At 44.6% G+C, this 26,581-nt stretch carries 26 protein-coding genes; 15 read left to right on the forward strand and 11 right to left on the reverse strand.

The genetic code is table 11. From position 1 onward, the window contains the following. Positions 1-16 precede the first annotated feature (16 nt). Both J7623_RS00585 and recQ read right to left on the reverse strand, forming a co-directional pair. A complete protein-coding gene (locus J7623_RS00585) occupies positions 17-784 on the reverse strand; it encodes a DUF3050 domain-containing protein (RefSeq protein ID WP_291915968.1) in 768 nt (255 codons plus the stop codon). Between the two features lie 30 nt (positions 785-814). Further along, positions 815-3,016: a DNA helicase RecQ gene (gene recQ, locus J7623_RS00590; RefSeq protein ID WP_291915971.1), complete on the reverse strand. Its 2,202-nt coding sequence runs from the start codon at positions 3,014-3,016 to the stop codon at positions 815-817. 156 nt (positions 3,017-3,172) lie between these two features. Here recQ and J7623_RS00595 point away from each other — a divergent pair, with 156 nt between their 5' ends. The 3 genes from J7623_RS00595 to J7623_RS00605 all read left to right on the forward strand — a co-directional run bounded on the left by J7623_RS00595 (position 3,173) and on the right by J7623_RS00605 (position 6,477). Beyond that, positions 3,173-4,147, forward strand: a complete 975-nt coding sequence (locus tag J7623_RS00595) for a KpsF/GutQ family sugar-phosphate isomerase (protein ID WP_291915973.1) — start codon at positions 3,173-3,175, stop codon at positions 4,145-4,147. A gap of 2 nt (positions 4,148-4,149) precedes the next feature. Next, complete coding sequence (locus J7623_RS00600; RefSeq protein ID WP_291915975.1) at positions 4,150-5,241, forward strand: mannose-1-phosphate guanylyltransferase; 1,092 nt, start codon at positions 4,150-4,152, stop codon at positions 5,239-5,241. Positions 5,242-5,340: 99 nt separating this feature from the next. Further along, the gene (locus tag J7623_RS00605) at positions 5,341-6,477 is read left to right on the forward strand and encodes a methionine aminotransferase (RefSeq protein WP_291915978.1); all 1,137 of its coding nucleotides are present in this window, start codon (positions 5,341-5,343) and stop codon (positions 6,475-6,477) included. Between the two features lie 126 nt (positions 6,478-6,603). Here the strand turns inward: J7623_RS00605 and J7623_RS00610 are convergent, their stop codons facing one another. From J7623_RS00610 to J7623_RS00620, 3 genes are all read right to left on the reverse strand, one after another. Then, entirely contained in the window at positions 6,604-7,284 is a 681-nt protein-coding gene (locus J7623_RS00610; protein WP_291915981.1) for a carbonic anhydrase family protein, read from the reverse strand. Between the two features lie 91 nt (positions 7,285-7,375). After that, positions 7,376-9,025, reverse strand: coding sequence for a SulP family inorganic anion transporter (locus J7623_RS00615; protein ID WP_291915983.1), 1,650 nt, complete (start codon positions 9,023-9,025; stop codon positions 7,376-7,378). Between the two features lie 203 nt (positions 9,026-9,228). Further along, positions 9,229-9,522: a hypothetical protein gene (locus tag J7623_RS00620; protein WP_291915985.1), complete on the reverse strand. Its 294-nt coding sequence runs from the start codon at positions 9,520-9,522 to the stop codon at positions 9,229-9,231. 376 nt (positions 9,523-9,898) lie between these two features. Here J7623_RS00620 and J7623_RS00625 point away from each other — a divergent pair, with 376 nt between their 5' ends. The 4 genes from J7623_RS00625 (at position 9,899) to J7623_RS00640 (ending at position 15,326) form a co-directional block, all read left to right on the forward strand. After that, the gene (locus J7623_RS00625) at positions 9,899-10,237 is read left to right on the forward strand and encodes a PadR family transcriptional regulator (protein ID WP_291915987.1); all 339 of its coding nucleotides are present in this window, start codon (positions 9,899-9,901) and stop codon (positions 10,235-10,237) included. Positions 10,238-10,271: 34 nt separating this feature from the next. Next, entirely contained in the window at positions 10,272-12,035 is a 1,764-nt protein-coding gene (locus J7623_RS00630; protein WP_291915990.1) for a PspC domain-containing protein, read from the forward strand. Between the two features lie 178 nt (positions 12,036-12,213). After that, on the forward strand, positions 12,214-14,346 hold the full coding sequence (gene feoB, locus J7623_RS00635; RefSeq protein ID WP_291915993.1) for a ferrous iron transport protein B: 2,133 nt from the start codon (positions 12,214-12,216) through the stop codon (positions 14,344-14,346). 44 nt (positions 14,347-14,390) lie between these two features. After that, the gene (locus J7623_RS00640; RefSeq protein ID WP_291915996.1) at positions 14,391-15,326 is read left to right on the forward strand and encodes a M28 family peptidase; all 936 of its coding nucleotides are present in this window, start codon (positions 14,391-14,393) and stop codon (positions 15,324-15,326) included. 74 nt (positions 15,327-15,400) lie between these two features. On the opposite strand, the gene J7623_RS00645 is transcribed toward J7623_RS00640, so the two are convergent. Further along, positions 15,401-16,966: a S41 family peptidase gene (locus tag J7623_RS00645; protein ID WP_291915998.1), complete on the reverse strand. Its 1,566-nt coding sequence runs from the start codon at positions 16,964-16,966 to the stop codon at positions 15,401-15,403. Further along, complete coding sequence (locus tag J7623_RS00650; protein ID WP_291916000.1) at positions 16,908-17,570, reverse strand: hypothetical protein; 663 nt, start codon at positions 17,568-17,570, stop codon at positions 16,908-16,910. The genes J7623_RS00645 and J7623_RS00650 overlap by 59 nt, the downstream gene beginning before the upstream one ends. Positions 17,571-17,733: 163 nt before the next feature. Between J7623_RS00650 and paaA the strand changes: the two genes are divergently transcribed. From paaA to nadD, 5 genes are all read left to right on the forward strand, one after another. Continuing rightward, the gene (gene paaA / locus J7623_RS00655) at positions 17,734-18,732 is read left to right on the forward strand and encodes a 1,2-phenylacetyl-CoA epoxidase subunit PaaA (RefSeq protein WP_291916003.1); all 999 of its coding nucleotides are present in this window, start codon (positions 17,734-17,736) and stop codon (positions 18,730-18,732) included. A gap of 36 nt (positions 18,733-18,768) precedes the next feature. After that, positions 18,769-19,137 carry a 1,2-phenylacetyl-CoA epoxidase subunit B gene (locus J7623_RS00660; protein ID WP_133807807.1) on the forward strand — a complete coding sequence of 123 codons (369 nt, stop codon included), beginning with the start codon at positions 18,769-18,771 and terminating at the stop codon, positions 19,135-19,137. Next, the gene (paaC, locus tag J7623_RS00665) at positions 19,134-19,898 is read left to right on the forward strand and encodes a 1,2-phenylacetyl-CoA epoxidase subunit PaaC (protein WP_291916016.1); all 765 of its coding nucleotides are present in this window, start codon (positions 19,134-19,136) and stop codon (positions 19,896-19,898) included. Before J7623_RS00660 ends, paaC begins: the two co-directional genes overlap by 4 nt. A gap of 3 nt (positions 19,899-19,901) precedes the next feature. After that, a complete protein-coding gene (paaD, locus tag J7623_RS00670) occupies positions 19,902-20,393 on the forward strand; it encodes a 1,2-phenylacetyl-CoA epoxidase subunit PaaD (RefSeq protein ID WP_291916018.1) in 492 nt (163 codons plus the stop codon). An 83-nt stretch (positions 20,394-20,476) separates the two neighbouring features. Beyond that, complete coding sequence (gene nadD, locus J7623_RS00675) at positions 20,477-21,046, forward strand: nicotinate (nicotinamide) nucleotide adenylyltransferase (protein WP_291916021.1); 570 nt, start codon at positions 20,477-20,479, stop codon at positions 21,044-21,046. Here the strand turns inward: nadD and J7623_RS00680 are convergent. Beyond that, positions 21,043-22,098, reverse strand: a complete 1,056-nt coding sequence (locus J7623_RS00680) for an AI-2E family transporter (RefSeq protein WP_291916025.1) — start codon at positions 22,096-22,098, stop codon at positions 21,043-21,045. The genes nadD and J7623_RS00680 overlap by 4 nt on opposite strands. Before the next feature lie 217 nt (positions 22,099-22,315). Between J7623_RS00680 and J7623_RS00685 the strand changes: the two genes are divergently transcribed. From J7623_RS00685 to J7623_RS00695, 3 genes are read left to right on the forward strand one after another with little or no spacing between them, the layout of a single operon-like run. Further along, positions 22,316-22,510 carry a YtxH domain-containing protein gene (locus J7623_RS00685; protein ID WP_291916028.1) on the forward strand — a complete coding sequence of 65 codons (195 nt, stop codon included), beginning with the start codon at positions 22,316-22,318 and terminating at the stop codon, positions 22,508-22,510. Positions 22,511-22,535: 25 nt separating this feature from the next. Continuing rightward, positions 22,536-23,012 carry a hypothetical protein gene (locus J7623_RS00690; RefSeq protein ID WP_291916031.1) on the forward strand — a complete coding sequence of 159 codons (477 nt, stop codon included), beginning with the start codon at positions 22,536-22,538 and terminating at the stop codon, positions 23,010-23,012. Positions 23,013-23,032: 20 nt separating this feature from the next. Continuing rightward, positions 23,033-23,380 carry a hypothetical protein gene (locus tag J7623_RS00695; RefSeq protein ID WP_291916034.1) on the forward strand — a complete coding sequence of 116 codons (348 nt, stop codon included), beginning with the start codon at positions 23,033-23,035 and terminating at the stop codon, positions 23,378-23,380. Here the strand turns inward: J7623_RS00695 and J7623_RS00700 are convergent, their stop codons facing one another. The 3 genes from J7623_RS00700 to J7623_RS00710 all read right to left on the reverse strand — a co-directional run bounded on the left by J7623_RS00700 (position 23,381) and on the right by J7623_RS00710 (position 26,533). Continuing rightward, positions 23,381-25,027 carry a M56 family metallopeptidase gene (locus J7623_RS00700; RefSeq protein ID WP_291916037.1) on the reverse strand — a complete coding sequence of 549 codons (1,647 nt, stop codon included), beginning with the start codon at positions 25,025-25,027 and terminating at the stop codon, positions 23,381-23,383. 5 nt (positions 25,028-25,032) lie between these two features. Continuing rightward, a complete protein-coding gene (locus tag J7623_RS00705; protein WP_291916039.1) occupies positions 25,033-25,395 on the reverse strand; it encodes a BlaI/MecI/CopY family transcriptional regulator in 363 nt (120 codons plus the stop codon). A 112-nt stretch (positions 25,396-25,507) separates the two neighbouring features. Further along, positions 25,508-26,533: an SPASM domain-containing protein gene (locus J7623_RS00710; RefSeq protein WP_291916042.1), complete on the reverse strand. Its 1,026-nt coding sequence runs from the start codon at positions 26,531-26,533 to the stop codon at positions 25,508-25,510. Between the last annotated feature and the right edge of the window lie 48 nt (positions 26,534-26,581).

Consider the following 26,581-nt stretch of genomic DNA (forward strand, 5'->3'; position numbering starts at 1 on the left):
TATTTTTTCAAAAAACTTATAAAATTGTTTTTTCGTGCAGTATTCCGCTCCACAGTTCATGGCGCCAATGCAGCGACTGTTGGGCATATTGGGCTGCTTCGGCCCATTTATTTTCGTCTGCGCCACAGAGTTCGGTGACCATTTGCATTGCTAAATGACTGTGATGATCTCCATCTACTTCGATATGTCTTTCCAGGTAATAAATGAAAGTATCCAGTTTGCCGGGGAATTTCTGATCCAGGTCTTTCACCAATGCCAGGAACATATCAGGAATAAGATCTTCCCTGCCAAAAGTAAATACCGCAGCCATGACATGTGCCTTGCCAGTAGCAATAACCTCAAAAGTAAAGCCTAAAAAGCCCTTTACAGCCTTAGGAAGCGACGATGTTTCCAATATCTGGCGGATGTCCTTTCCGGCCTTTACATCGGCTATAATCGCCTTTATATTGCCGATATCGGCACCGGCCTGTTGCATAGCCTGTTCGTAAAGTTCGAAATGACTACAGCGATTGCCTGCCTGATCCACATCGCTTTCTTCGCCGGTAACAATTTCATTAATGAGGTAACGGGTAGCTGCAGAGCCAACTGGTACCCAGGGTACATTTACGCAGGTGAGTTGCTGTTGCAGCCCTTTGAGCAGCGACATAAAATCCCAAACGGCATAAACATGGTACTGCATGAAGGTACGTATGTCTTCCAGTGTTTGCAGTTGCGCATATAACGGGTGTGCAACAACTTTCTGCCTGTTGGCTGCAATGGTTTCCTGTATTTTTCTAATGCTCATTTCTAATGTTTTACTGCGGATAGTACCGGCTTAGTTGCCGTATACTACCAGGAATTTAATACGCATCAGTTTCAATTGTTCCAGCGTATAGTCGTTTTCAATCAGTTCTTCTCTTGCCAGTGCCAGGCTGGATGTTTCACAGCCTTTGAAGTATTCCATGATTTCGTCCTGTGCGTAATCGTCCAGTTCTTCATCCAGGCAGTAGTCGATGTTAAGTTTGGTTCCACTGGCAACAATGGTTTCCATTTCATCGAGTAACTGCGACAGCGACAATTCCTTGTTTTTAGCGATGGTTTCCAGCGGTATTTTCTTATCGATATTCTGGATAATAAATACTTTCATGCCGCTTTTATTCACCACACTTTTCATGACAAAGTCATCTGGTTTGGTGATGTTATTTTCGGCTACGTAGCGGGTTATTACATCGAGGAACTGTTTTCCATAGCGGAGGGCTTTTCCTTTACTAACCCCCTGGATTTTTTCCAGTTCTTGTGTAGATGTTGGATACTGGGTAGCCATATCTTCCAGGGATGTTTCCAGGAAGATCACGAAAGGAGGGAGGTTCTTTTCTTTCGCTACTTTTTTCCGTAGTTCTTTCAGCATTTCAAAGAGGGCAGGATCTGCAGAGGCTTGTGCTTCCGCGGCTGCTTCTTCTTCGTCATCCAGGGCGTCTTCGTCAAATTGATGATTCAGCGCCACCATGATGGAATACGGTTTTTTGAGGAATTTGGTGCCTTTGTCGGTGACTTTCAGCAGGCCATATTCTTCTATATCTTTTTCTATCAGTCCTTCCAGCATCATTTGACGCATGAGGGAATTCCAGAAATGTGCATCGAATTCTTTGCCTTCACCAAACACTTCCAGCTGATCATGGCGGTAGGTGTTGATTTGGGGCGTGGTTTTACCGGTGATGATGTTGATCACATATTCGCTGCCGAAGCGTTCTTCGAGGGCACGAATCGCTTTCAGCATGATAACTACGCGGTTCTTCACTTCGATTTTTTCTTTGGGATTGCGGCAGTTGTCGCATTGTCCGCAGTTTTCTGTTTCGAAGTGTTCGCCGAAATAATGGAGGATTACGCGACGGCGGCATACTGCGCTTTCTGCGTAGGCAACGGTTTCGTTGATGAGTTGTGCACCCATTTCACGTTCGCTGAGCGATTTATCCCGCATGAGGTGTTCCAGTTTCTGTACATCCTTGTGGGAATAGTAGCAGATACAGATACCTTCCAGTCCATCGCGGCCGGCGCGACCGGTTTCCTGGTAGTAGTTCTCCAGGCTTTTCGGAATATTATAGTGAATTACGAAACGAACGTCTGGCTTATCTATCCCCATACCGAAGGCGATAGTGGCTACAATCACCTCTGTATTTTCATGCAGGAACATATCCTGGCGTTGTGCCCTGGTAGTAGGATCGAGACCCGCATGATAAGCTACGGCTTTCACCCCGTTGGCTACCAGCATATCTGCCAGTTCTTCGGTGGTTTTACGGTTTAGCGTGTAAATGATACCGCTTTTGCCTTTATGTTGGTGAATGAACTTGACAATATCTTTGATCGTTTGTTCCTTTTTGCGCTTGGTCCTGATTTCGTAGTACAGGTTAGAGCGGTTAAAGGAAGAAATGAAGATATTAGCTTTATTCAGTCCAAGATTCTTTACAATATCGCTCTGTACTTTAGGGGTAGCAGTGGCGGTAAGGGCAATGATGGGCAGTTTATCACTGATCTGGTCTATCATTTCCTTCAAACGACGGTATTCCGGGCGGAAATCGTGGCCCCATTCAGAAATACAGTGTGCTTCATCTACCGCAATAAATGAAATCTGCAGTTCCCGGAAGAAGTCCAGGTTTTCCTGTTTGGTGAGCGTTTCCGGTGCTACATACAACAGTTTGGTTTTACCTGCTGTTAAATCAGCCCGCACTTTTTTAATCTGCGCCTTGGATAAGGTGGAGTTTAAAAAGTGGGCTACATTATCTTTACTGCTATAGCCTCTTACCAGGTCTACCTGGTTTTTCATCAGCGCTATCAGTGGTGATACGATTAACGCACACCCGGGACTCATTAACGCCGGTAGTTGGTAGCATAGTGATTTACCTCCACCAGTTGGCATTATAACAAAAGTATCTTTGCCTGAGAGGATGCTATTTATAATTTTTTCCTGATTTCCTTTAAAGGAATCGAACCCGAAGTGTTCGCGTAATGCATCCATCAAACGTTCCTTAACAACAGCCATTGCATTCAAATTTTAACTCTAAAGAACTAACAAATGACGAAATATATTTATATGTTTTTTAGGGGACACGAAGTTACTTAAAAAAGCGCGGAGTATCAATATAAATTACTGAACCGCATGAGTGCTGACTAAAAAATGATAAATTTGTAATTCGTCATGAAAAGGAATCAAACTATTAACATAGGACAGGTAGCCAGGCGCACAATTGCGATGGAGGCAGCAGCTATTAGTGATTTGCAACAGTTTATAGATGCAGATTTTGAGAAAGTTGTTGAAAGAATAGCGCTATGTGAGGGTCGGTTAGTAGTAACCGGCATCGGTAAAAGTGCCATTATTGCCCAAAAAATAGTGGCCACATTTAATTCTACCGGCACACCCGCACTTTTCATGCACGCTGCAGACGCTATCCATGGAGATCTGGGAATGATCCGGGAAGAAGATATCGTGATGTGTATCTCCAAAAGTGGTACTTCTGCTGAAATAAAAGTACTGGTTCCCCTGGTGAAGAATTTTGGCAACACCTTAGTGGCCATGGTGGGGAATACAAGCTCCTTTTTGGCCCAGGAAGCCGATTTTGTACTGAATACCACTGTTAGTCAGGAAGCCTGCCCTAACAACCTCGCACCCACTACCAGCACCACTGCGCAACTAGCAATGGGCGATGCGCTGGCGGTATGCCTGATAGAATGGCACGGATTTACGGCTGCTGATTTTGCAAAGTTCCACCCCGGTGGCGCTTTAGGTAAAAAACTGTATCTCAAAGTAGGAGATCTCAGCAAGCTGCATCAATCGCCTCAAGTACTGCTCAATAGTTCGCTTAGAGAAGTAATTGTGGAAATTTCATCCAAAATGCTGGGAGTAACAGCAGTAGTAGATGAGAAAGGATTATTAAAAGGAATTATTACAGATGGAGACCTGCGCAGAATGCTGGAGAAAGAAGTGCCTACAGCAGCTGTAACGGCAAAAGATATTATGTCGCTGCATCCAAAAATAATTCAGCAGGACCAGCTGGCCATCAACGCACTGGAAATGATGCGTCAGCACGACATCACCCAACTGCTGGTAATGGACGGAGAGCGATATCAAGGTATTATTCACTTACATGATTTAATCAGAGAAGGAATTATTTAGAAATGACACAGCTGAACAGCCATTTTTATGTGGCAATAATGGCAGGGGGTATCGGAAGTCGCTTCTGGCCCCACAGCCGCACAGATAATCCAAAGCAGTTCCTGGATATCCTGAATACCGGGAAAACCCTCCTCCAATGGACTTATGAACGCTTCGCGCAGTTCATTCCAAAGGAGAACATTTTTGTGGTAACGCATCATCAATACAATGGCAAGGTAAGCGAACAGCTGCCGGAACTGCCGGTTGCCAACATTGTGAGCGAACCTTCCCGCAAAAATACAGCTCCCTGCGTGGCATATATCTCCCATAAAATCCATAAACAGGACCCGCTGGCCAACATTATCTGTGCTCCGGCAGATCACCTGATCATGGACGGCCCGGCCTTTACCAACGCATGCCTCAACGCATTGCTGTTTGTACAGAAAAACAGCGCCCTGGTAACACTGGGGATTAAGCCTACCCGTCCCGATACCGGTTACGGCTATATTCAGTTTGAACCACAACAGGTATCAGATAATGTATACCAGGTGAAAACGTTCACAGAAAAACCCAACCTGGAACTGGCTAAAACCTTCCTCCAAAGTGGCGATTTCCTCTGGAATGCCGGCATCTTTGTGTGGAGTGCTAAAACCATCCTGGCTGCATTTAAACAATACCTGCCGGAAATAGATGAACTGTTCGAACAGGCAACTCCGGCGCTCAATACACCACAGGAAAAGGAAATGATAGAGAAAGTATATCCACAATGTACCAACATCTCTATCGACTATGGTATCATGGAAAAGGCCGATAACGTGTACGTGATCCCGTCTAACTTCGGATGGAGCGACCTCGGTACCTGGGCCTCTGCCTACGAAAACCTCGAAAAAGACTACCTCGGCAACGCTGTACAAGGCAAAAACGTAGTAGTGATCGACGCTACCAAGTGTATGATCAAAGTACCCAATGAAAAACTGGTACTCCTGCAGGGCCTCGATGAGTTCATAGTTATTGATACCAACGATGTACTGTTGATCTGCAAAAAAGAAAATGAACAACAGATTAAAGAATACGTAGGAGAAATAAAACGCAATAAAGGCGAAAAGTTCCTCTAAAGTTTTTCTCTTTTTGATATTGAAATTTAGATATTTAGCATGCGAAAGCCATTCGCTTTTAACACTAAATGCCTAAATTTCAATATCAAAAAATAGAAAATGATCTCAAAACTGCCCCAGGTTGGCACCACTATATTTACCGTCATGTCTGCATTGGCGGCCACTCACAAAGCCATTAACCTCTCCCAGGGATTTCCGGATTACGACTGCAATGACGATCTGAAAGCAATGGTCAACGAAGCCATGCAACAAGGACATAACCAGTACGCGCCCATGCCGGGGTTAATGCCACTTCGCACAGCCATCGCAGAAAAAATAAACCGCCTTTATCAGCAATCCATTAACCCGGATACAGAAATTACCATTACTTCCGGAGGTACGTATGCTATTTTCACCGCCATTGCTACGTGTATACATCCGGGTGATGAGGTCATTATTTTTGAACCGGCATATGATAGCTATATTCCCAACGTATTGGTAAATGGTGGAACGCCGGTACTGATACCGCTTTCGTTCCCTGATTACCGCATCAACTGGGCGGAAGTACGCAGTAAAATTACACCCCGCACTAAAATGATTATGCTGAATACACCGCATAATCCCACAGGGAGCATTTTACAGGAAGATGATATTGTGGAGCTGGAAAAACTGGTAGCGGAGTTTAATCTGCTGGTGCTGTCTGATGAAGTATATGAGCACCTGATTTTTGATGGCGCCACACACCATAGTATTTTACGCTATCCGGCTATTTATCGCAACAGCTTTGTAACGTTTTCTTTTGGTAAAGTATTTCACAATACCGGCTGGAAAATGGGATACTGTGTAGCGCCGGAACACCTGATGAAAGAATACAGGAAGGTGCATCAATACCTTTGTTTCTCTGTAAATACCCCCATGCAGTATGGCCTGGCGAAGTTCCTGGAAACACCGGCTCACTACCTGGAGTTACCGGCATTTTACCAGCAGAAAAGGGATTATTTCCTGCAATTAATGAAGGATACCCGTTTTACGCCGCTCGCCAGCCAGGGTAGTTATTTCCAGTTGATGAAATATGACCGGATTTCTGAAGAAGGGGACAAAGATTTTGCTGTCCGTCTCACCAGGGATTTCGGCGTAGCCGTGATACCGGTATCTGCTTTTTACCAGGATGGAAAAGATGATCATGTGATCCGCTTTTGTTTTGCCAAAAAGCAATCCACGCTGGAGCAGGCCGCTGCAAAACTGATTCACATTTAAAAAAAAGAAGGCTGTTAATAACTGTTTGATCCGTTGCCTTTAAAAAAAACGGATCAAACGGGTTATTAAAGCCCTCTTCTTTTCTACGAAAAAGCAAATTTATTCCCCTGTATAAAAGGCGTTTTATTATACCGCTACTGCGGTGGTAACAGCATCCTGTTTGGTGGTTTCAAGGATCAGTGTATGCTCTTTGAAGGCTACCAGGCCTGTTTCTACGTCATACACGGCACCAATAATACCTACTTCTCCCTTCTGAATCATGTCGCGCAGAATGTTACTTTGCTCCATGATGGCTTGCACAGAACGTTCTACGTGGATATGATTTACCGCTTCCACAAATTTGCTGTTGTGGGAGTTACGCTCATTCTTAATAGTTTTTTCTGCAAAAACAGCAGGTGCAATTTTATTCAGCAATCCGGTGAGGTTGCCCAGCTCTATTGCATCGCAGGCACCTTTAATAGCGCCGCATTTGGTATGCCCCAGGACTACGATGAACTTTGAACCCGCTACTTTACAGGCATATTCCAGGCTACCGAGTACGTTATCTGAAATAACGCCACCGGCTAAACGAATGCTGAAGATGTCGCCAAGTCCCTGATCAAAAATCAATTCCGCAGAGGTCCGGGAGTCCATGCAGCTTACAATAGCGGCCATCGGCCATTGCCCATCGGAGGTGTCGTTAACCATTTGCAGCAGGTTGCGGTTAAGACGCAGGTTGTCTACGAAGCGGCTGTTGCCGGCTTTCAGTAATTCGAGCGCTTTTTTAGGTGTTATATTGGCTTGAGAAACTTTATTCAGTGTTTTCATGATTGTCATTTTTTGAAATGTTGAAAAATGAACGGAGAAATAAGCATGGTTCCTTTTTATTCGAATCAGCGTACCCGCATATGCGGATCTCCTAGTTTAACTGTAATTCTTTCAGCAACTCTCTGTGGCTACCGGAAGAAATAGTGTGTACCTGTGTGGATGAAAGCCTGGATTGCTCTTCAGCTGTCAGATCCGGGGTGTTTTGAATATTATACACTGGCTTAAAACCCGTCAGGATAACTTTGATGTTTTTTTGTGGTGCTTTGATGTCTTTGAATTCGCGAATGGTTTGCAAAACATCAAAATCTATATAAGCTGTTTTGTGTGCATCAATAACCAGTGTAATATTATTCGGCATATGATCTAGCGTGAGCAGGATACTGGCTTTGTTCAGGAAGGAAACTTCCTGCGCCAGTTCCAGGCGGATGCTGTCGCCGGTATGGTATTTCTCTTTGCGGAAAAAGTAGGAGCTTTTCATATTACCACGTAAAATAGCCAGTACACTTACTACCATACCCAGGGCAATACCAATCAGCAAATCGGTAAATACGATTGCTACTACAGTGACAACGAACGGTACCCACTGGTACTTTCCGTTTTTAAACATCTCTTTAAAGATGGAAATCTTACACAGTTTATATCCTGTTACCAGCAGTACTGCTGCCAGCGTAGCCAGCGGAATTTTGTTTAGTACGACAGGAATCAAAGCGGTACATACCAGCAGCAGCGCACCATGCACCATGGTCGCCATTTTGGTTTTCCCTCCGGCGTTGATATTTGCGCTGGAGCGTACAATCACAGATGTGATAGGCAAGCCGCCAATTAAACCGCTCACCATATTACCAATTCCCTGGGCTTTCAGCTCACGGTTAGGAGAGGTGTAACGCTTCATCGGATCCAGTTTGTCGGTGGCTTCCACATTCAGTAATGTTTCTACAGAAGCAACAATAGCAATGGTAACACCGGTTATCCACACTTCTTTATTGGAGATGGCTTTGAAATCTGGTAAAGTGAATTGGCTCACGAACTCACTAAAGCTGCCGGCAACGGGCAATGATACCAGGTGATTAGATCCCAGTGCCAGCAAGTCGCTGCCGGAAAATGCCATGTTCAGCATAATACCGGTAATTACTGCTACCAGCGGCGCTGGCACTACGTTAAGTTTCGGGATCTTGCTCCAGTACAGAATAATGAAAATGGATACAATGGTAATGATGGTGGCGCCTATACTGATGTGATTAACAGCAGACAATAGTGCGCTGAAAGTATTATCCCCATCTACCTGAAAAAAAGTAAAATCACCCTCTGAGTTAGCATCATAGCCAAAAGCATGGGGTAACTGTTTTAAGATAATAATAATACCGATGGCAGTAAGCATCCCCGTTATAACATTAGACGGGAAGTAATTGGCCACAGTACCGGCTTTAATTAAGCCCAGTACCAGTTGAAAGGCGCCGGCAATCACCACGGCAAGCAGGAATACATCAAATGCCCCCAGCTTGTTGATGGCCACCAGTACCACTGCTGTAAGACCGGCCGCCGGACCGCTTACACTCAATTGCGAGCCGCTCAGAAAGCCAATGACAAGGCCTCCCACAATACCGGAAATCATACCGGCAAACAGGGGAGCACCGGAGGCCAGGGCTATGCCAAGACACAAAGGCACCGCAATGAGGAATACAACAAGGCCGGCTGAAAAATCGCCTTTTATATTAGAGAATAAAGAGGTTTGCTTGTTCATAAAATAAGCTTTTCCGTTTAGGAATCGCGCTTCCGGATAGCGTCAATGCCGCCACCGTGGAAACAACCAGATAGAATGATACTACTGCTGAGGACCAGATACATGTATCACATGAGCGGATACACGAAGTCCATGTAGTAATAAGATGAATAAAATAAAATGAATAGATAAGTCAGCAGTTGTGCGTACAACAGCCATTGAAATTATGCGATATGCATATTGGGAGGGGGGGCATGTATTTCCTGAGCAGGGTTACTCGGAATATCTTCCATAAATTGGTATTGCATAATGCCAATTATGAGCAGCGGATTAAACTGTATTTCATCAAATTGCTTACAGAATTTAAGTTCCTTCGCAATTTTTACATGGTCAGCACCACAGTCAACCGGGTGCTCTTCCACAATCTGATTATTGAACAGCAACTTCCCTACTTCCTTAATAGGAAGGAGTTGAGACACCATTAGTGCCAACAGGAATATGCCGATAATTTTCTTCATGTGTATAATACGCTTGTACAAATGTAATCGAGGGAAAGCATAAATGGTGACGACGGGTAATTAAAAAAATGTTAAAGCAATTTAACACAAAAAGCGCTATTTGTGCTAAAAATCCATTTATCCTTAAATAATACCGTTCATCACTTTTAGGCGTTCCCGCTTTTATGGGTTGTTGTACAGGAAACCAGCGCCTGTATTCATTCTTCGGGTTATCCAGGAGTAATTGTCTTAGCAAGTTATTTTGCTTTCTATGGTATTGTGTATTGCATAGTAGTAAATAATTCCTATTTTTGTGTTGTAGAAATGAAATAATAGCTATTACACTTAAATACAAACTGTCAGAAACCACCATTAAAAAAACTAAAGCTCACTTGCCATGAACATTGACAACACACAATCGCAGATGAGGAAAGGAGTGCTGGAGTTTTGCATATTGTCCATCATTAAGCAGGGAGAAGCTTACCCTTCAGATATCATCGAAAAGATGAAAGAAGCTAAGTTGGATATCCTGGAGGGCACACTTTATCCCTTATTAACAAGATTGAAAAATGCGGAACTACTCACTTATCGTTGGGTAGAAAGTAGCTCCGGACCTCCCAGGAAATATTTTTCCATGACCGAAAAAGGCGAAACCTTTTATAAAGAATTGGAAAGTACCTGGAATGAACTGGCCAACGCAGTACATCAATTAACACAAAATAGTACACCTCTTTAAGAGAAGACTTACCTAAAACCTAAATGAACTAATAATGAAAAAGATCATCAATATAAATCTCTCAGGCCGCCTTATCCCGATTGAGGATAGTGCGTACGAGATACTGAGTCAGTATCTGGGGAGCCTGAAAAAATATTTTTCGAAAGAAGAGGGTGGTGATGAAATTGTGTCTGACATTGAAAGCCGTATTGCTGAAGTGTTCCAGGACCAACTCAAGAAAGGTGCACATTGTATTACCGACGAAGATGTATTAGCTGTAAAGGCTTCTATGGGTACCCCGGAACAGTTTGATGATGTTTCCTCTTCAGAAAACACGAAACAACAACAACAGGATACTGCTTACGATAACTTTATTCCCCGTCCGCGTAAACGTTTATACCGTGATCCGGAAAATAAAGTACTGAGTGGTGTATGTAGTGGCTTAGGCGCCTACTTTAATATCGACCCGGTTATATTCCGTATCATATTTGCCCTGCTGGCTGTTGGGGGCTTCGGCTCCGGCGTGCTCGTATACTTCATCCTCTGGATTGCCACCCCATCTGCAGATACCGCTGCAGAGAAATTGGAAATGAGAGGCGAAAAGGTAGATCTGAATAACATCAGATCTACCATCCAGGAAGAATTAAATCATATAAAAGGCCAGGCGAAAAATGTAGGAGATGATATCCGAAATTTTTCTCAGGGCCGCGGAAAGCAAGTAGGTAGCGACATTGAGCGTTTTTTCGTAAATCTCGCCAATGGCTTGGGACAGGTATTGGTTACACTTACCAAAGGACTCTTTTATTTCATCCTCGTAGTAATGCTGATCTGCCTCATTGTAGCGGCAATCGGTATGGCAATGTTCTCCGCGGCCGTTTTCCCAATGAAAAATCTTCTATTCACCGGCATGCAAAGTATGTTGTTATGGCCTGCCATAGGATTGATCATTGGTATTCCAATTGTGGCCCTGGTTATTTTCATCATCCGTAAACTCACAGGGGTGAAAGAAACCAATCGCTATGCCGGTTACACTTTAATCTTTTTGTGGTTGTTAGGACTGGCTTTTGCCGCCGTGGTAACTACTTCCATGATTAAAGATTTCAGAAGACCCGCTACGGAAACAGAAACGTTCGCTGTTCAACAACCTTCACAAGGTAAGCTGATCCTGAAAAGAGCACCAGGAGGCATTCTCACTGAATCAGATGATGATATGCACTTTGCCTTCTTCGATGATCATTTGCTGGTAGCCGACGATACCACCCTCATCAACGACATCCGGGTGAAGATATTGAAAAGCCCGACCGATAGCTTTACCATTGAAGTAGCGCGTATATCAAGAGGTCGCAACGTAACACAGGCAAGAGAACTGGCGCAGGATATCTCCTTCCGCCTGAATCAAAAGGACTCCATTCTTTACCTGCCGGAAGGCTTCTCATTGCCACAGGGTACCAAATATCGTAATCAGCATGTGATTGTTACCATCAGGGTACCGGTAGGAAAAACTATCAGCGTTGACCGGGAAGTGTCCCGCAACTACTCTGTAAGCCGCAACAGTCATGACGATGATTGGGATAGCGATAGCTACGATAATGATGAAGATGGCCCGCTGAACCTGAAAATGACGCCAGACGGCGCCAACGATATAGATGAGCAAAAATCAACTACTCCAAAAGAGAAAAGTGATTCTACCACTCACGAAGGATATCGTTACAAAGGCCCTTCTGCTCAAAACGCTACAAAAGCCGTTAAAAAAACAGCCAGTTTTGATGGAAACGTTGCTTTCTTAAGGTTTTTGCTGGTAAATAGATGTAATAGTTAATAAGCATAATACACTAATAATTAATGAAGTGAAGTGAAAACGCCGCCATGTTTTCGCTTCACTTTTTTTTAACACACCCCGTTCGTCAGATTTTCCCGATCTGATCATTCAACCGGCTGATTAATGTTTAACTTTGCATATTCAGGTCACAACATTAAACAATTGGATAAGATAAGGAATGCAGGCACCTATAAACATCGCGCTGGTTGGAAATCCGAATAGTGGTAAAAGTTCCCTTTTTAATGCACTCACCGGCTTAAATCAAAAGGTGGGTAACTTCCCCGGAGTAACAGTAGATAAGAAAACAGGAACGGCGCAGATCGCCGCTGGCGTTACCGCCAATATTATTGATCTGCCCGGAACTTATAGCCTGTATCCTAAAAGTGCAGATGAATATGTGACCTACGATGTGCTGATTGATCAAAACAGCGCCGATACTCCCCGCCTGGTCATTATTGTGGCCGACGCCTCTAACCTGAAACGTAACCTGCTCTTTTGCTCCCAGATCATAGACCTGAAAATACCTGTGATCATTGGCCTGACCATGATGGATATTGCCCGCAAAAAAGGGGTGGAAATAGACCTCGATGGCCTGGAAAGAGAATTAGGGGTACCGGTGGTAGCCATCAACCCGCGGAAAAATAAAGGGGTCACAGAAATTAAGAAGGTGATAGACCTGGCCATCAGGTCACAGTATAAAACCCCGCCCAGGGATTTTATCAATAACAGTGCCCTTGCCAAAGAGGTGATAGAAGAAGTGAAGAGAGCGGTACCGGGCTGTAAAAGTGACTACGGCGCTTTGCATATAGCCGTTAACGTAGAAGATCTCGGGTTCATCAATAATGAGCAGAAACAAACCATCCGGACTGCCCTGCAAACCCACCAGTTTAATAAAACCAAGGTACAGGCAGAAGAAATCATGCAGCGCTATGCCCGTATCAAACATATCATGAAAGCAACGGTAGTGGAAAATGATCCGCTGCAAAAACAATTGCGTTCAGAAAAAATTGATGACCTCCTCCTGCACCGTTTCTGGGGATATGCCATCTTGCTGGTAGTGATGTTCCTCCTGTTCCAGAGTATCTTCTGGCTGGCCTCTTATCCCATGGATTGGATTGAAGGCAGCTTTGGTGCGCTGAGTGGATGGTTGAGCAGCACCCTGCCGGATAATAAAGTCACCGACTTCTTCATTAATGGTATATTGGCTGGTATCAGCGGCTTTGCCGTATTTATTCCGCAGATCATGATCCTGTTTGGACTGATCACCATCCTGGAAGATACCGGTTACATGGCGCGCATCAGTTTCCTAACCGACCGTTTAATGCGCCAGGTAGGATTGAACGGTAAATCCGTGATGCCACTCATCAGTGGCGTTGCGTGTGCTGTACCTGCCATCATGGCCACCCGTACTATCGAAAACAAAAAGGAACGACTCATCACCATTATGGTAACGCCATTGATGAGCTGTTCGGCCAGGTTACCGATTTATACCATGATGATTGCATTGGTAATTCCGGACAAACATTTTGGTATTCTTGGTTTACAAGGCCTCGTGATGATGGGCTTATACCTGCTCGGATTTTTTATGGCCATCTTTATTGCTGCGCTCATGAAGTTGTTTGTACGCATTAAAGAGAAGAGTTATTTTATTATGGAGCTGCCGGTGTATCGCTCTCCCCGTTGGGCGAACGTGGGTACAACCATGGTAGAAAAGGCAAAAATATTTGTGAAAGACGCCGGCAAAGTGATTGTAGTGATATCCGTGGTATTGTGGTTCCTGGCCTCTTATGGACCTGCCAGCCGCATGCAGCCGGTACATCAGAAATACGAACCGTTACTGGCAAAAGTAGACCCCAAATCGGAAGAAGCGGCTACGCTGAATAAGGAATTCCAGTCAGCCAGACTCTCTAATTCCTACGCAGGTATGCTGGGGCATACCATTGAGCCGGCGATTCGCCCATTAGGCTTCGACTGGAAAATAGGCATTGCATTAATCACGTCATTTGCTGCCCGCGAAGTATTTGTAGGCACCATGGCCACACTTTACAGCGTGGGAGAAGATCCGAATAATAACAACGCCACGTTGCGCGAAAAGCTTTCCTCCGCCACCTGGCCTGATGGAGCACCCGTGTATACGCTGGCCTCCGGGTTGTCGTTAATGCTTTTCTACGCATTTGCCATGCAGTGTATGAGTACGATGGCCATCGTTAAACGTGAAACAAAATCATGGAAATACCCGGCAATACAACTGGTGTACATGACTTCACTGGCCTATATCTGCAGTTTCATCATCTTTAATATCTTCAAATAATATCTTGTACATTGCATTTATCGTTCATCATAAATGCAATGTTTATGAAATTGCTTTGTTACAGCTTTTGTTTGCTATTTGCGCTACCTGTGGTGGCACAAAAAAGTACAGTAGACTCTTCCCAACTCATGAAAGACGTACGCACGCTTTCGGCCGATAAATTTGAAGGCAGGAAAACAGGCTCCCGTGGCAGCCGCATGGCGCAGTTTTATATTATTGACCGCTTTAAAGAGATAGGTATTTCTGCTTATCATGATACTTACGAATACCCGTTTTACTTCCAGTATGGAGATAAGAAGATAATGGGAACTAACCTTTACGGCTATATTCCGGGGAAATTGAGTACAGCCATTGTTATTTCTGCACATTATGATCACCTCGGGGTACGTAGTTCCGGTAACAGTACGGATTCTATCTATAACGGCGCGGACGATAATGCTTCCGGTGTAGGCGGATTACTGGCGCTGGCGGCGTATTTCAAGAAACACCCTCCCCGTTATACCCTCATCTTTGCTGCACTGGATGGAGAAGAGGAAGGCCTGCAGGGAGCAAAAGCGTTTGTAGCACAACCTCCCATTGCATTACAACAGATCCGACAGAATATCAACATGGATATGATTGCCCACAACGATAAAAACGAATTATATGTTTGTGGTACTACCCAGTTTCCTGATACAAAGAAATATATTGACGAAATAGCCACCGGTAGCAGGGTACAATTGATCGCTGGGCATGATAAACCCGACAGTGGGATGGATAACTGGACTTCGCAAAGCGATCAGTACGAGTTCTTTAAGCAAAAAATCCCTTTCCTGTATTTCGGTGTAGAAGACCACCCGGATTATCACAAGGCTTCAGATGAGTATTCCCGGATTAATTATTCGTTTTACTATAGGGCGGTGCAAACAATTATATCCGTAGTAGAAAAGATGGATAGTAACATGCCGGAGAATAAGTTTAGCGGCGCAACAACCATGTAATAAAAATAGTTGCAGCAGGTAGTTTCGGGAGATATGTTACGCCGGCCACCTGCTGCAACTGCAAACTAATGTTCTTATTTTCTGAATGTCTGTACCATGCCTTTAAAGTGAGTGGCATCCAGCCTGTTAGCAGATGTACGCGCCAGCCTGTCGGCAGAAATGTTCGCCATACGACCTAAAGATCCCGCCGGGGCGCCCATATCAATTAACGCGGCACGAAGCAGAGGGTCACTTAAATCTCCCCAGTCGTGGGTATAATCGTCCTGGGCTTTTATAGCCGGAGCCAGGCCTTTGAAGTAATCGCCTTCACCAGCTGAATTTTTAAGTTGCATATTTACCGCATACATATCATAACTGCCAAATGAAATGGCAATAAAGCCTACTGGCTTACCATAAGTGGAATCGCCCACCAGTTGCACGTTCATTGCCGGCTTCAGCACATTATACAGCATTTCACTGGCAGACACCGTACTTCTTGTTACCAGGAAGTTAATTTTAGAGAACTCCATAGCGCCTTCCTTCTGGAATTTTGCCGTTTTATAGGTGGTGGCTTCCTGGTAGAAGATTTCAGACCAGTTATAGGTTGGATAATAAGGCACGGCCTTCATGTTTTGGAAATACGGACTAAACTTTTGGGTATTCACATTATTATTGAAATACTGTGTATACATTTCCGTTCCTGATTTGGCTCCCGGCACCAGTTTATTAGCGAGATATTCAGCGGTATTTAAAGCGCCGCCACCATTATAGCGGAGGTCGAAAATAAGTTGTTTGACACCAGCTTTGGCAAACGAGTCAAAAGTAGTATCAATAGCGGTTTTCACTTCGTCTAAAGCAAGGAAGTTGTTGAAAACAAAGTAGCCGGTCTTAATGCCATTGAAAGTATATATATGTGAATAAAGAACAGGATTCACTTTATAGGTAGCGGCATTCAAAGTAAGTTGCTGTGTAGTATTGTCTGGCTTGCGGAATGCAAAGGTGGCGCTCTTGCCGGAGAATGCATTGTTCAGCACATTGTCTGTATTCTGATCCCGGTATTTAAAGTTGCTAACGCCATTCACTGTAGTAACCTGCCAGCCGCGTTTAATACCCGCTTTATCTGCCGGCGATCCCGGATACACATATATAACATTCAGGGTGGTCATGGTTTGGAATCCCACTTCAAAGCCTATATCCCCCGCTAAGCCCTGCTGTAGTACCCGTGAGGTGCCGCCATTGTCCAGGAAACTGTACCGGTCCAGGTAGTCGTTGTCTTTATCCCGTTTGTAAGACATCAGTGCATCAAACATCCTTCTGGGGTCTGAAAAACTATTGGGTTTGAATGTAGCCGAATCGGGCAGCGCATCTGTCCATAAATAGATGTCTTTGGAAATGAAGAAAAGGCTGTCGTAGATGCTTTTTCCGCTGTTGTCCGGATGTTGCCCCTGCGATGGGTCAGTAGGGGCGGGAGTTTTCTTACAGGCGTGTAGTGTCAGAAAAAGAAAAAGCCCGTAAAGCAGTGTTTTGCAAAGATGGCCAGGTTGCATGAATTCATGGTTTTTTATGATCGTATAACGGGTATGGTTATACGTAAGGCATAGTTTAACGGTCCGGGAAGAAGCCGCTACCTTCAATACCCAGTTCTTCAGGGAGTACGCCATTATTTCTAAGGCCTACGTTTACTTTGTCCCGCCAGCGCAGTTGCGCTGCAGGATTTAGTCCATGATTGGTTTCCTGGTCAAATTTGTATTGTAGCTGGTTCATTTCCCGGAAGGACTGAAGATACTGATATTGTATGATACTATCATAATCGTCCCGGTTCAGGGCTGTTTGCCGGAGTTTTTGTTTGAATCGTTCTACTACCAGGCGGGTGATATCGAAATGCAGTTGTTCATGTGCCAGGGCGTAGTTGCTTCTGGCATCCGGCCTTACCCAGGAGGCGCTTTTGATGAAAAATACCTGCAGTCGTAATGTGATGCGTAATGTATCATTTTCCAGGTGGCTGTTGCCATCATAGGCAAAGCTGGTGTATGCTACGGCCGCACTGGGCCCAAACGGCGATGGTTTGGCCTGGAAATCGGTCCACTCCAGCCTGCGGTCCGGCGAGTAAAAAATGGTGTCAGAAGCGGGGGAGGTGTCGTCTTGTTTTTCCTCAAAGTTCAGCTGTATTACCGTAAAGGGGTGGTGTTTTACCAGGGGGGAACACGGTGATAGATGTCCATTGGACATCAACAGTGAGCACAGTATAGCGGTATATGATAGCATGAGCGAAATAGACCGGAATAAAATTAATGCAATGGCAGGCTATCTGTTTCATAGGGGAAAAATTTGGCGATTCTATAACATTTCGTTGGTAAGGATTTGACAATGATTTCCGGCTAAAACGGGCTTTTTTCCGTAAATTACTCTCGACCAAAACAATCGCACTATGTACGGCGGTGGATATATTTTCGATGAACCCAACAAGAAACAGTTGAGGGAAGAAGAACAGCATGACGAGCCAGAAAAACTCGCAGCCTTCGAGGAACGTATTGCCAAAGGGGAAAAGATTGAACCTGGCGACTGGATGCCAGCAGAATACCGCAGGCAACTGATACGTCTTATTGAACAACACGCTCATTCTGAAATTATTGGCGCGTTACCGGAAGGCACCTGGATTACCAGGGCGCCGGGGTTTAAGCGCAAACTGGCATTGATCGCTAAAGTCCAGGACGAAATAGGCCATGGACAACTTCTCTATAATGCCGCCGAAACATTGGGAAAGTCCAGGGAAGCCATGATCAATGATCTGCTCAGTGGAAAATCCAAGTACTCTAATGTTTTTAATTATCCGGCCGAAACCTGGGCCGATGTGGCCGTTATCGGGTTCCTGATAGATGCTGCCGCCATTGTAAACCAGGTAGCCAATGCAAAAGGGTCTTATGGTCCTTATTGCAGGGCATTAGAGCGCATTTGTTATGAAGAAAGCTTTCACCTGAAACAAGGTCATGATGCCTTTATAGAACTGGCTACCGGTACGCCGGCGCAAAAGGCCATGCTGCAGGATGCCCTGAATCGTTGGTGGCAGCCGATTATGCACTTCTTTGGTCCGCCGGATAAAGCTTCCAGCCACAGTGAAAAGCTGATGCAATGGAAAGTAAAAATGGCCAGCAATGATGACATGCGCAACCAGTTCCTGGAATCATACGTGCCAAAGATCCGTGAGCTGGGCATGACGCTGCCTGATCCAGCGCTGAAAAAAAATGAAGAAACCGGCAAATGGGAATATACTGACCCTGACTGGGAAGAGTTTTTCCGGGTCATTAATGGCGGCGGCCCTTGCAATGCAGAACGTTTGCAGGTGCGTAAATGGGCCGAAGAACAAGGCCGCTGGGTACGGAAGGCCTTGATGAGACCAACAGAAAAAAGAGCCCTGCCAGTGGCATAGCGCATCTGATTACTATTTTAAACTACGCAATAATTCATGTCGAACGATTCTTTAGATCCCCGCGTAAACAGGCTGAAATTAGGCGAAGCGGGGGAAGTAGTGAAAGTGGAAGAAGGAGAAAACTGGAATGTATACGAAGTATTTCACCAGGAGAAAAGAGGAGCCCATCACGAACATGTGGGATGTGTGCATGCACCGGATCCACAACTGGCGCTGGTATTTGCCAAAGAACAGTTTGCCCGCCGCAAGAAATGTGTCAACCTCTGGGTGGTAAGAAGTGCAGATATACTGGCGTTTGATGTGGAAGATGAAGATATGTTTGCCAACAATATGGAGAAAACTTATCGTGATGCCAGCGGTTTTAAAGTGATGGAGAAGATTAATAAATTCAAACAGTCCAAATGATGAATAACGCAGCAATATCGGATCTGATTATAAAAATGGCCGACGATGAACTGATCCAGGGACATCGGAATTCAGAGTGGACAGGGTTAGGACCTGTGATGGAAGAAGACATCGCTTTTTCTTCCATGGCACAGGACAAAATAGGCCATGCCTGGGCATTGTACCGTATTCTTCATGAAGACCTGGCTGGTCCTGATCCGGACAAATTTGCCTTTCTACGCCCGGAAAAGGAATTCAAATCGGCTCACCTGGTGGAGATGCCTAACGGGGAGTATGACTTTAGCCTGATGAGGCATTTCCTGTTTGACCATGCAGAAGCAATCCGTTATGAAAGTCTCCAGGATAGCAGCTTTGAGCCATTCAGGATGCTGAGTAAAAAAGTAAAAGGGGAGTTGAAATATCATACGCTCCATGCCAATGCGTGGCTAATGCAGCTCAGCAAAGCAGGAGAGGAGAGCTATCACCGGATGCAGCAATCGCTGAATGATACTTTTGCGTTGGCAGCAGGCTTGTTTGAAGCCTCTCCGGAGCATGAATCAGCATTGATAGCAGATAAAGTATACCCGGGGGAGAAAGAGCTGTTTCATCGCTGGATGGATCGTATTTACCCGTTGCTGGTGCAGGCATCGCTCAACCTGCCTGACATGAAAACCATTACCCCGGTGTACGGCGGCCGGCAGGGATTTCACACAGAACACCTGCAACCCCTGCTAAAGGAAATGAGCGAAGTGTTTAACCTGGATGCGGAGGCCAGTTGGTAAAAAATGTCTCACAAAATAACCATAGCAGCAGTATATGAATCGCTGGAGCATGTGATGGACCCCGAAATACCGGTGCTGAGCGTCATAGACCTGGGTATGATTACTGAAGTAGACCTGGGTGACGCCGGCGTACATGTGAAAATGATTCCCACGTTTGCGGCATGTCCTGCCGTGAGTTATATCCAGCATAACATAAAAACAACCCTTGAAAATGAACTAGGTGTCCATGTAAGTGTTGAAGTAGATAAACAGGTACATTGGCAAAGCAACCGGATGACGCCAGCCGCCAAAGAAAAGTTGAAAAACTTTGGTATTGCGCCTCCGAAAGTATTGACAGGCGAAGTGAATACCGAAATAATGCTGGAAGTTCCCTGTCCGCATTGTGGTAGTGAACAAACGTATTTGCGTTCTCCTTTTGGTTCTACGCTTTGCCGGGCGATTCATTTTTGCAAGGCTTGCGGACAAGTGTTTGAGCAGTTTAAGCCACTGGAATAAGCCTTATTTCTATGTTCCCGCTATAAATACCTATTTTTACACGCATTATTTGATGTCACCATTGGCAATTTATACGACGAAACATGAGAATAGGCTTGTATTTTGGGTCTTTTAATCCTATACACACGGGGCATTTGATCATTGCCAATTACGTAGCGTACAATACTGATCTTGATAAAGTATGGCTGGTGGTTTCTCCGCATAATCCGTTGAAACCCCAGTCAGCACTACTCAACGAGCACGATCGCTTTCATTTGGTGGAACTGGCCATCAAAGATGAGGTACGCCTGCGCGCCAGCAATATTGAGTTCTCGTTACCACGACCCTCTTATACGGTAGATACCCTGGCTTACCTCGGTGAAAAGTTTCCTACCCAGGAATTCGCCATCATTATGGGAAGCGATAGTTTTCAAAATTTGCCTCGCTGGAAAAACTATGAGCACATCGTAAAAAACTATCCCATTTATGTATATCGCCGGCCGGGACATGATATTACAGATACTTTTGGCGCACAAATAGAAATACTGGACGCGCCGATGCTGGATATCTCGGCTACGTCTGTACGTAAATGGATAAAAGAAGGAAAGTCGGTACGCTACATGGTACCAGACAATGTGATTCAATATATCAGCGATAATAACTATTACCGTTAATCGGTATGTTTAGCGGTTTGTTTTTTGGTACTCAGCTCTCTTCTTTTTACTACAAACTCATTTCCATATATTTCCAGTAACAGTATAAACATAGAGATCAGCAACGGTCCAAAAATAAGCCCGATAAAACCAAACAAACTAACGCCAATGATTACCCCAAAAATGGTAATCAGCGGATGTACATCTGCAATCCGCTTGGCCAGCAGCATACGGGCAATGTTATCGGAGGTTCCCACTACGCCAAATCCATACACCAGTATGGCAACGCCCTGCCAGGTATTGCCTACCGCCAGCAGGTATACGCCCAGTGGCACATATACGGCAGCCGCGCCAATAACGGGCAGCATGGCAGTAAAGCAGGTAACTACAAACCAGAAGAAAGGCTGGGGGATACCGAAAATTAAATAACCGATCAGGGAAACAATACCCTGCACCACCGCAATCAGCGGAATACCTACCGCATTGGCAATAACCAGGGTGTTGAACTCTTTACCCAATCTTTCCACATTTTCATCTTTCAGGGGAATATATTCATACAGGCTTTCCTCCATTTTCCGCCCATTTACCAACATAAAGAAGAGCATAAAATACATCAGCGCAATGGTGGTGAGGGTATTGAAAGTGGCGCCCAGGAAGCCGGGTAATATGGCGGTGATTTTTTCCTGTAATTTTTGCAGCCGTTCCGGAGTGAGTAGTCCCATTCCCAGGGTTTGCTCGAGTCGGGCGTTGGTTTGTTTCAGGCTGTTAAGCACTTCGGTAGAATGGCTGGCGGCGAATGTTATTTTGGCTGCAAGCATATTAACGAGCATACCTACCGGCAGTAATATGATCAGGAAAGACAGCACCAGCAGCAGGGTAGCAGCCAGGCTCTTATTCCATCTGCGTTGTTCGGTAAGTCGGAACATCCACTTCCGGGAAATCACGTATAGGGTTACAGCGCCCAGGAAGCCGGGGAAAAAGGTAAACATCTCCAGGAAAAGGAGAACACCAAGGAAAAGGATCAGTAATAAAAAGCCGATTTGTTTAAGGCGGTCGTTGTCAAGATAGCTCATAGTACATAATATCGTGTAATTTTCCCGAATGTCAAAAAGCAGACCAATGGCGGAGGTGATGCCTTTCCAAACACTAAACAAAATTGCATGGTGCTTGTTCTTAAAGCGGGGATTTGACAAACAAGTTTTGTATAATTGTCATTTATGGAATAATGTTTGTTGAATCCATGGTACAAAAAAAGAAAACCTAATTTATAACATCTTTAAAACCTTAGTTATGAGTAACAGTTCAAAAGCCGTGGTTTCATTTATTGTTGGTGCAGCCGTAGGCGTTGCAGTAGGTTACTTTCTGAATTCAGACAAAAAAGATGAGTTGGTAGAAAAACTGAGAGATCAGTCTGAAAAGCTGAAAGAAAAATGGAGAAAAAAGAAAGATCAGTTTCAGGATGAGTTAGAGAACGAGTTGGCGTAAACCCCATTTGAATAAATCTATTTGCATGGAAGATAATTTCGGCAACTACTTTAACCAAACGGGGAAAGTAGCCAGGGAATACCTGGAAACCAGACTGGACCTGATTAAGCTCCAGGCAGCAGGAAAGTTATCGAAAGCTTTGGGATTATTTTTCTCACTGACGATGGCTTTTCTGCTGTTCTTTTTCGTGATTGTATTCCTGGGAATGGTGGTAGGTTTTTGGATCGGGGAAATGACAGGTAGCTTTACCATTGGGTTTAGCTGTGCTGCCGGCTTATTTGTGGTGCTGTTTCTTGTCATCCTGTTATTCCGTAAACAATTGATACAGCGGCCACTGGCCAACCTGCTGATTGCAGAACTACTGGATGAAATTACGGAGAGCGATGAACGTTCTAACCACATTCATAATCAACGACCCAAACAGGCACCAGGGGTGACGGAGGAAGCCGATCATGGGTATGTTCCTGATGATGAAGCTACTGAAAACACTGCAAGAGGATAATCAATGCAAAACCTTTACACATGCCTAAAAAAATAAACAGCTTCGAATCACTGGAGCTGGAAATTGCCCGTTTGAAAATGCGCTCCAAAGAATTAGAACATGAAATGGGTAACCGGGTAGATTATTTCAGGGACAACTATAAAAAGATGGCCCTGAATACAGTGATCCCCGGTAGCGCCAAGCATACGAGTGCCTTCAACATAGCCTTTAATGTGGCTAAGATGGCCTGGGGAAGTGGTAAAGTAAAGAATTTTGCTACCGGGGCGTTAATGACTGTCCTGGAATTTATAGGCGTTCAGCTGGGTATCAACCTGTTTAATAAAGTGACAAAGTCCAGGAAAAAGAAGAAGGAACCTATGGCGGAATAATTATTTTTTAATACCGAAACCAACAACAGTTATTTCGGTTTTCCTGGTATGTATTCCTTCTAAATGCTTTCCAGTAGCATCATCTTCAAGTATATAAGCTACAGAAAGAGTTACCGTTTCAGTTTTACCTGCGGGATCCGCTTTAAAAGAAGGGAAAGAAGACACAACCCGTTTTACTTCTTCTCCCAAAGCTTTGTGAGCTGCTTCTAATACTTCTACATCTGTTATTGTACCGTTGGGCTGGATTTTATACTGGACCCACACATCTCCCACAATATTTTCTTCCAAACAAAGCCTGGGGTAACGTGTGTTTCTCGCAATAGTTTTTCTATATGCCTCTTCGCCACCAGGAAAACGGCTGAGGATAGAGCTATCAGTAGTGATACCTCGTAACCAACCATTACTTTCCGCAATGGCACGATCAATCAGGACTTTAGGCGTTTGACGAAGCGCTTGCGGCCCCAGACCAATTCCGACATCATCACCAAAATAGAAAAAGATAGGTTTGATAGGGGAGGCGAAGGACACGTCATTGACTGTTATATAACGGTAGGTCGCTTCAACGCCAATATTGGTAATTTCACCAGCGGCATTGCGTTTTATCCCTGAAAAAGTAATGCTGACACCTTTTGCACGTAAAGCCACCTTCATATCTGCCAGATCCCGATCTGTGGTTAAGGGTGTTACCATTCCATGTATCACGCCTTTTTCAATGAGCAGATATTTGTTGCTATCAGATGGCAGTTTGTTCGCGGAAGTAGCAGACAGGAGCCCGGCCGTGAGGCACAGTACCGGCAGCAGCAACAGGTACCGCCAGGTACGCATACGTGGAGATTGGGTTTTGTTCATCATAAGTATTCTGTTTTTAATGAATGATTTGCTGAAATGACTCACAATGCCCACCGGGCTGCGCAACGTTCCCACCTTTATTAAGCTGAATTGGTAATCAGTGGACCGGTCAAAAGCCTGCAGCGCAGCTTCATCCGCCAGGTATTCCAGGTTTAGTTGCAGCGACTTTTTACACAGCCAGGCAAAAGGGTTTATCCAACAGATGCAGCAGTATAACGCTGACAGCAGGATATCCACAGTGTGACGCTGTTGTACATGCGCCTCTTCATGCCTTAGTATATGCTGTAACTCCGTAGGCTCGTGGGCGTTAGGGTCAAAAAAGATCATCCGGAGAAAAGAGAAGGGGGCGGTAAGCCCGGATATTTGCACATACCGGATATTATTTTGGGTATATGCCTGCCCGGTTTTAGCCAGTTGCCGGATCTTTATCAGTTGCAGGGCGTGTACCAGCAGGAGTAGCAGTGCTATCCCAATATATACTGCCAGCATCCCGGCGGCAGCACGCTGCATCAATGGTTCCCACCACGGAGATGTTGCAACCGGATGCGCTGATGTATGTACCTGGGCGGAAGGAGTGTTATTGAAATACACCATAGTATTGGGCGCATCCGGCGCTGGCGCTGATTGTAAGGCGGGAACAGGCAACAATGGGAGGAGTGCCGAACAAATGAAAGCACTCAGCAACAGTATCCTGTTGTAACGATAAAATGTTTCCCGCTTAAAGCAGGTGATATAAAGGAGATATAAGAGCGTCATACATCCTGATGCTTGCAGGATATATAAAAACAGGGTAGGCATACACGTTATTTTTTATCTTTCTCAATCATCTTCACCAGTTCCTTCATTTCTTCCGGACTGATTTTTTCTTCTTTGGCGAAATAAGCCAGCATATTGAGATAGGAGTTATCAAAGAAGGTGTTGAGTACCTTTTTCATGAAGGTATCTTTGTAGCTTTCTTTTTTAATGACCGGATAATACTCGTAGGAGCCCCCATATTCATGATGGGCGAGATATCCTTTTTCTTCCAGGCGCTTCATAAGCGTGGCAATGGTGTTGTAATGCGGCTTGGGATCGGGTAAATGTTCAATGGCATCTTTTACAAATGCTTTTTCCAGGTCCCATATTACCTGCATTAACTCTTCTTCTTTACGGGATAGTTTCTTCATAACACTAATCTATTACTATTTTTGTAGTTTAAAAACTATTTTTGTAGTATTTAAACTATAAACGTAGTAATAGACTGGTTATCAATCAGAAAAATAATGTAACTGGATAGGTTTAGCCCCACACTTTGGTGCCTTCACTACAGTTAGCGCAGATATCTATGTTTTTACGGGTTTCGAGGATCTGACTACGGAAACGGATATACTCTTTGTTATGCCATAGTGCTTTGAAAGACTCTTTTTTCAGATCGCCGAGGCGGTGTTGTGCATCTTTATCGAAGCAGCAGGGTACTACAAGGCCATCCCAGGTAACAACCGGTGAATGCCACAGGCGCCAGCAATGATTACCGAGTTTATTTTTAATGGCGTAGGTACCGTCTTCATTACGATGGTACCGGGAGTATTTGTCGATGGTAGGAATTAAGCGATTGCCTTCTTCATAATCATATACCTGTGCTGTTTTAAACCGCACCTGGTCTACACCTATTTCTTTTGCCAGTTTCTTTATGTCTTCTATCTGGTGTTCATTGGGTTTTACTACCAGGAACTGGAAGAATACAAAGGGTTTGGAAGAATTCAATTCTTTTTTCCACTTCACAATGTTTTTGGCGCCCTGGATCACTTTGTCCAGGTGGCCTCCTACGCGGTACTGCGTGTATACGTCCTGGGTAGTACCATCTATAGAGATGATCAGCCTGTCCAGTCCACTTTCTACAGTTTTTTTGGCATTGGCATCCGTGAGATAATGGGCATTGGTGGAAGTGGCGGTATAAATGCCTTTAGAAGAAGCATATTTTACCATGTCAAGGAAGCCGGTGTTGAGGTAAGGTTCTCCCTGAAAATAAAAAATCAGGTAGAGGAGCTCTTTGGAAATCTCATCGATGGTTTTCCTGAAGAAATCCTGTTCCAGCATCCCGGTGGGGCGTGTAAAAGCCCTTAATCCACTGGGACATTCCGGGCAGCGAAGGTTGCAGGAAGTGGTAGGCTCAAAGGAAATAGAAATAGGATATCCCCATTGAACAGGCTTTCCAGTCCATTTACTCATAAAATAGCTTCCAAGTACTTTTCCGGCGTTAACACCGCGACGAAAGGTGAATTTGGAAAACAAATTAAGGGTATCCTTCAGGTTAAAATCGGGCATAAAAATTCACTTGACCGTTGTAAAAGTAGCCCCTTTAAACAAATTATA

The organism is Chitinophaga sp., from assembly GCF_017745275.1.
GTDB lineage: Bacteria > Bacteroidota > Bacteroidia > Chitinophagales > Chitinophagaceae > Chitinophaga.

Bases quoted from the DNA above. Each gene is read 5' to 3' on its own strand.
- J7623_RS00640 (WP_291915996.1), top strand. From the start codon at position 14,391: ATGAAATTGCTTTGTTACAGCTTTTGTTTGCTATTTGCGCTACCTGTG.
- J7623_RS00685 (WP_291916028.1), top strand. From the start codon at position 22,316: ATGAGTAACAGTTCAAAAGCCGTGGTTTCATTTATTGTTGGTGCAGCC.
- J7623_RS00620 (WP_291915985.1), bottom strand. From the start codon at position 9,522: ATGAAGAAAATTATCGGCATATTCCTGTTGGCACTAATGGTGTCTCAA.
- J7623_RS00695 (WP_291916034.1), top strand. From the start codon at position 23,033: ATGCCTAAAAAAATAAACAGCTTCGAATCACTGGAGCTGGAAATTGCC.
- J7623_RS00595 (WP_291915973.1), top strand. From the start codon at position 3,173: ATGAAAAGGAATCAAACTATTAACATAGGACAGGTAGCCAGGCGCACA.
- J7623_RS00710 (WP_291916042.1), bottom strand. From the start codon at position 26,533: ATGCCCGATTTTAACCTGAAGGATACCCTTAATTTGTTTTCCAAATTC.
- J7623_RS00630 (WP_291915990.1), top strand. From the start codon at position 10,272: ATGAAAAAGATCATCAATATAAATCTCTCAGGCCGCCTTATCCCGATT.
- paaA (WP_291916003.1), top strand. From the start codon at position 17,734: ATGTACGGCGGTGGATATATTTTCGATGAACCCAACAAGAAACAGTTG.
- nadD (WP_291916021.1), top strand. From the start codon at position 20,477: ATGAGAATAGGCTTGTATTTTGGGTCTTTTAATCCTATACACACGGGG.
- J7623_RS00605 (WP_291915978.1), top strand. From the start codon at position 5,341: ATGATCTCAAAACTGCCCCAGGTTGGCACCACTATATTTACCGTCATG.
- J7623_RS00585 (WP_291915968.1), bottom strand. From the start codon at position 784: ATGAGCATTAGAAAAATACAGGAAACCATTGCAGCCAACAGGCAGAAA.
- J7623_RS00610 (WP_291915981.1), bottom strand. From the start codon at position 7,284: ATGAAAACACTGAATAAAGTTTCTCAAGCCAATATAACACCTAAAAAA.
- paaD (WP_291916018.1), top strand. From the start codon at position 19,902: ATGTCTCACAAAATAACCATAGCAGCAGTATATGAATCGCTGGAGCAT.
- feoB (WP_291915993.1), top strand. From the start codon at position 12,214: ATGCAGGCACCTATAAACATCGCGCTGGTTGGAAATCCGAATAGTGGT.
- J7623_RS00705 (WP_291916039.1), bottom strand. From the start codon at position 25,395: ATGAAGAAACTATCCCGTAAAGAAGAAGAGTTAATGCAGGTAATATGG.
- J7623_RS00625 (WP_291915987.1), top strand. From the start codon at position 9,899: ATGAACATTGACAACACACAATCGCAGATGAGGAAAGGAGTGCTGGAG.
- J7623_RS00615 (WP_291915983.1), bottom strand. From the start codon at position 9,025: ATGAACAAGCAAACCTCTTTATTCTCTAATATAAAAGGCGATTTTTCA.
- J7623_RS00660 (WP_133807807.1), top strand. From the start codon at position 18,769: ATGTCGAACGATTCTTTAGATCCCCGCGTAAACAGGCTGAAATTAGGC.
- J7623_RS00700 (WP_291916037.1), bottom strand. From the start codon at position 25,027: ATGCCTACCCTGTTTTTATATATCCTGCAAGCATCAGGATGTATGACG.
- paaC (WP_291916016.1), top strand. From the start codon at position 19,134: ATGATGAATAACGCAGCAATATCGGATCTGATTATAAAAATGGCCGAC.
- J7623_RS00680 (WP_291916025.1), bottom strand. From the start codon at position 22,098: ATGAGCTATCTTGACAACGACCGCCTTAAACAAATCGGCTTTTTATTA.
- recQ (WP_291915971.1), bottom strand. From the start codon at position 3,016: ATGGCTGTTGTTAAGGAACGTTTGATGGATGCATTACGCGAACACTTC.
- J7623_RS00690 (WP_291916031.1), top strand. From the start codon at position 22,536: ATGGAAGATAATTTCGGCAACTACTTTAACCAAACGGGGAAAGTAGCC.
- J7623_RS00600 (WP_291915975.1), top strand. From the start codon at position 4,150: ATGACACAGCTGAACAGCCATTTTTATGTGGCAATAATGGCAGGGGGT.
- J7623_RS00650 (WP_291916000.1), bottom strand. From the start codon at position 17,570: ATGCTATCATATACCGCTATACTGTGCTCACTGTTGATGTCCAATGGA.
- J7623_RS00645 (WP_291915998.1), bottom strand. From the start codon at position 16,966: ATGGCGTACTCCCTGAAGAACTGGGTATTGAAGGTAGCGGCTTCTTCC.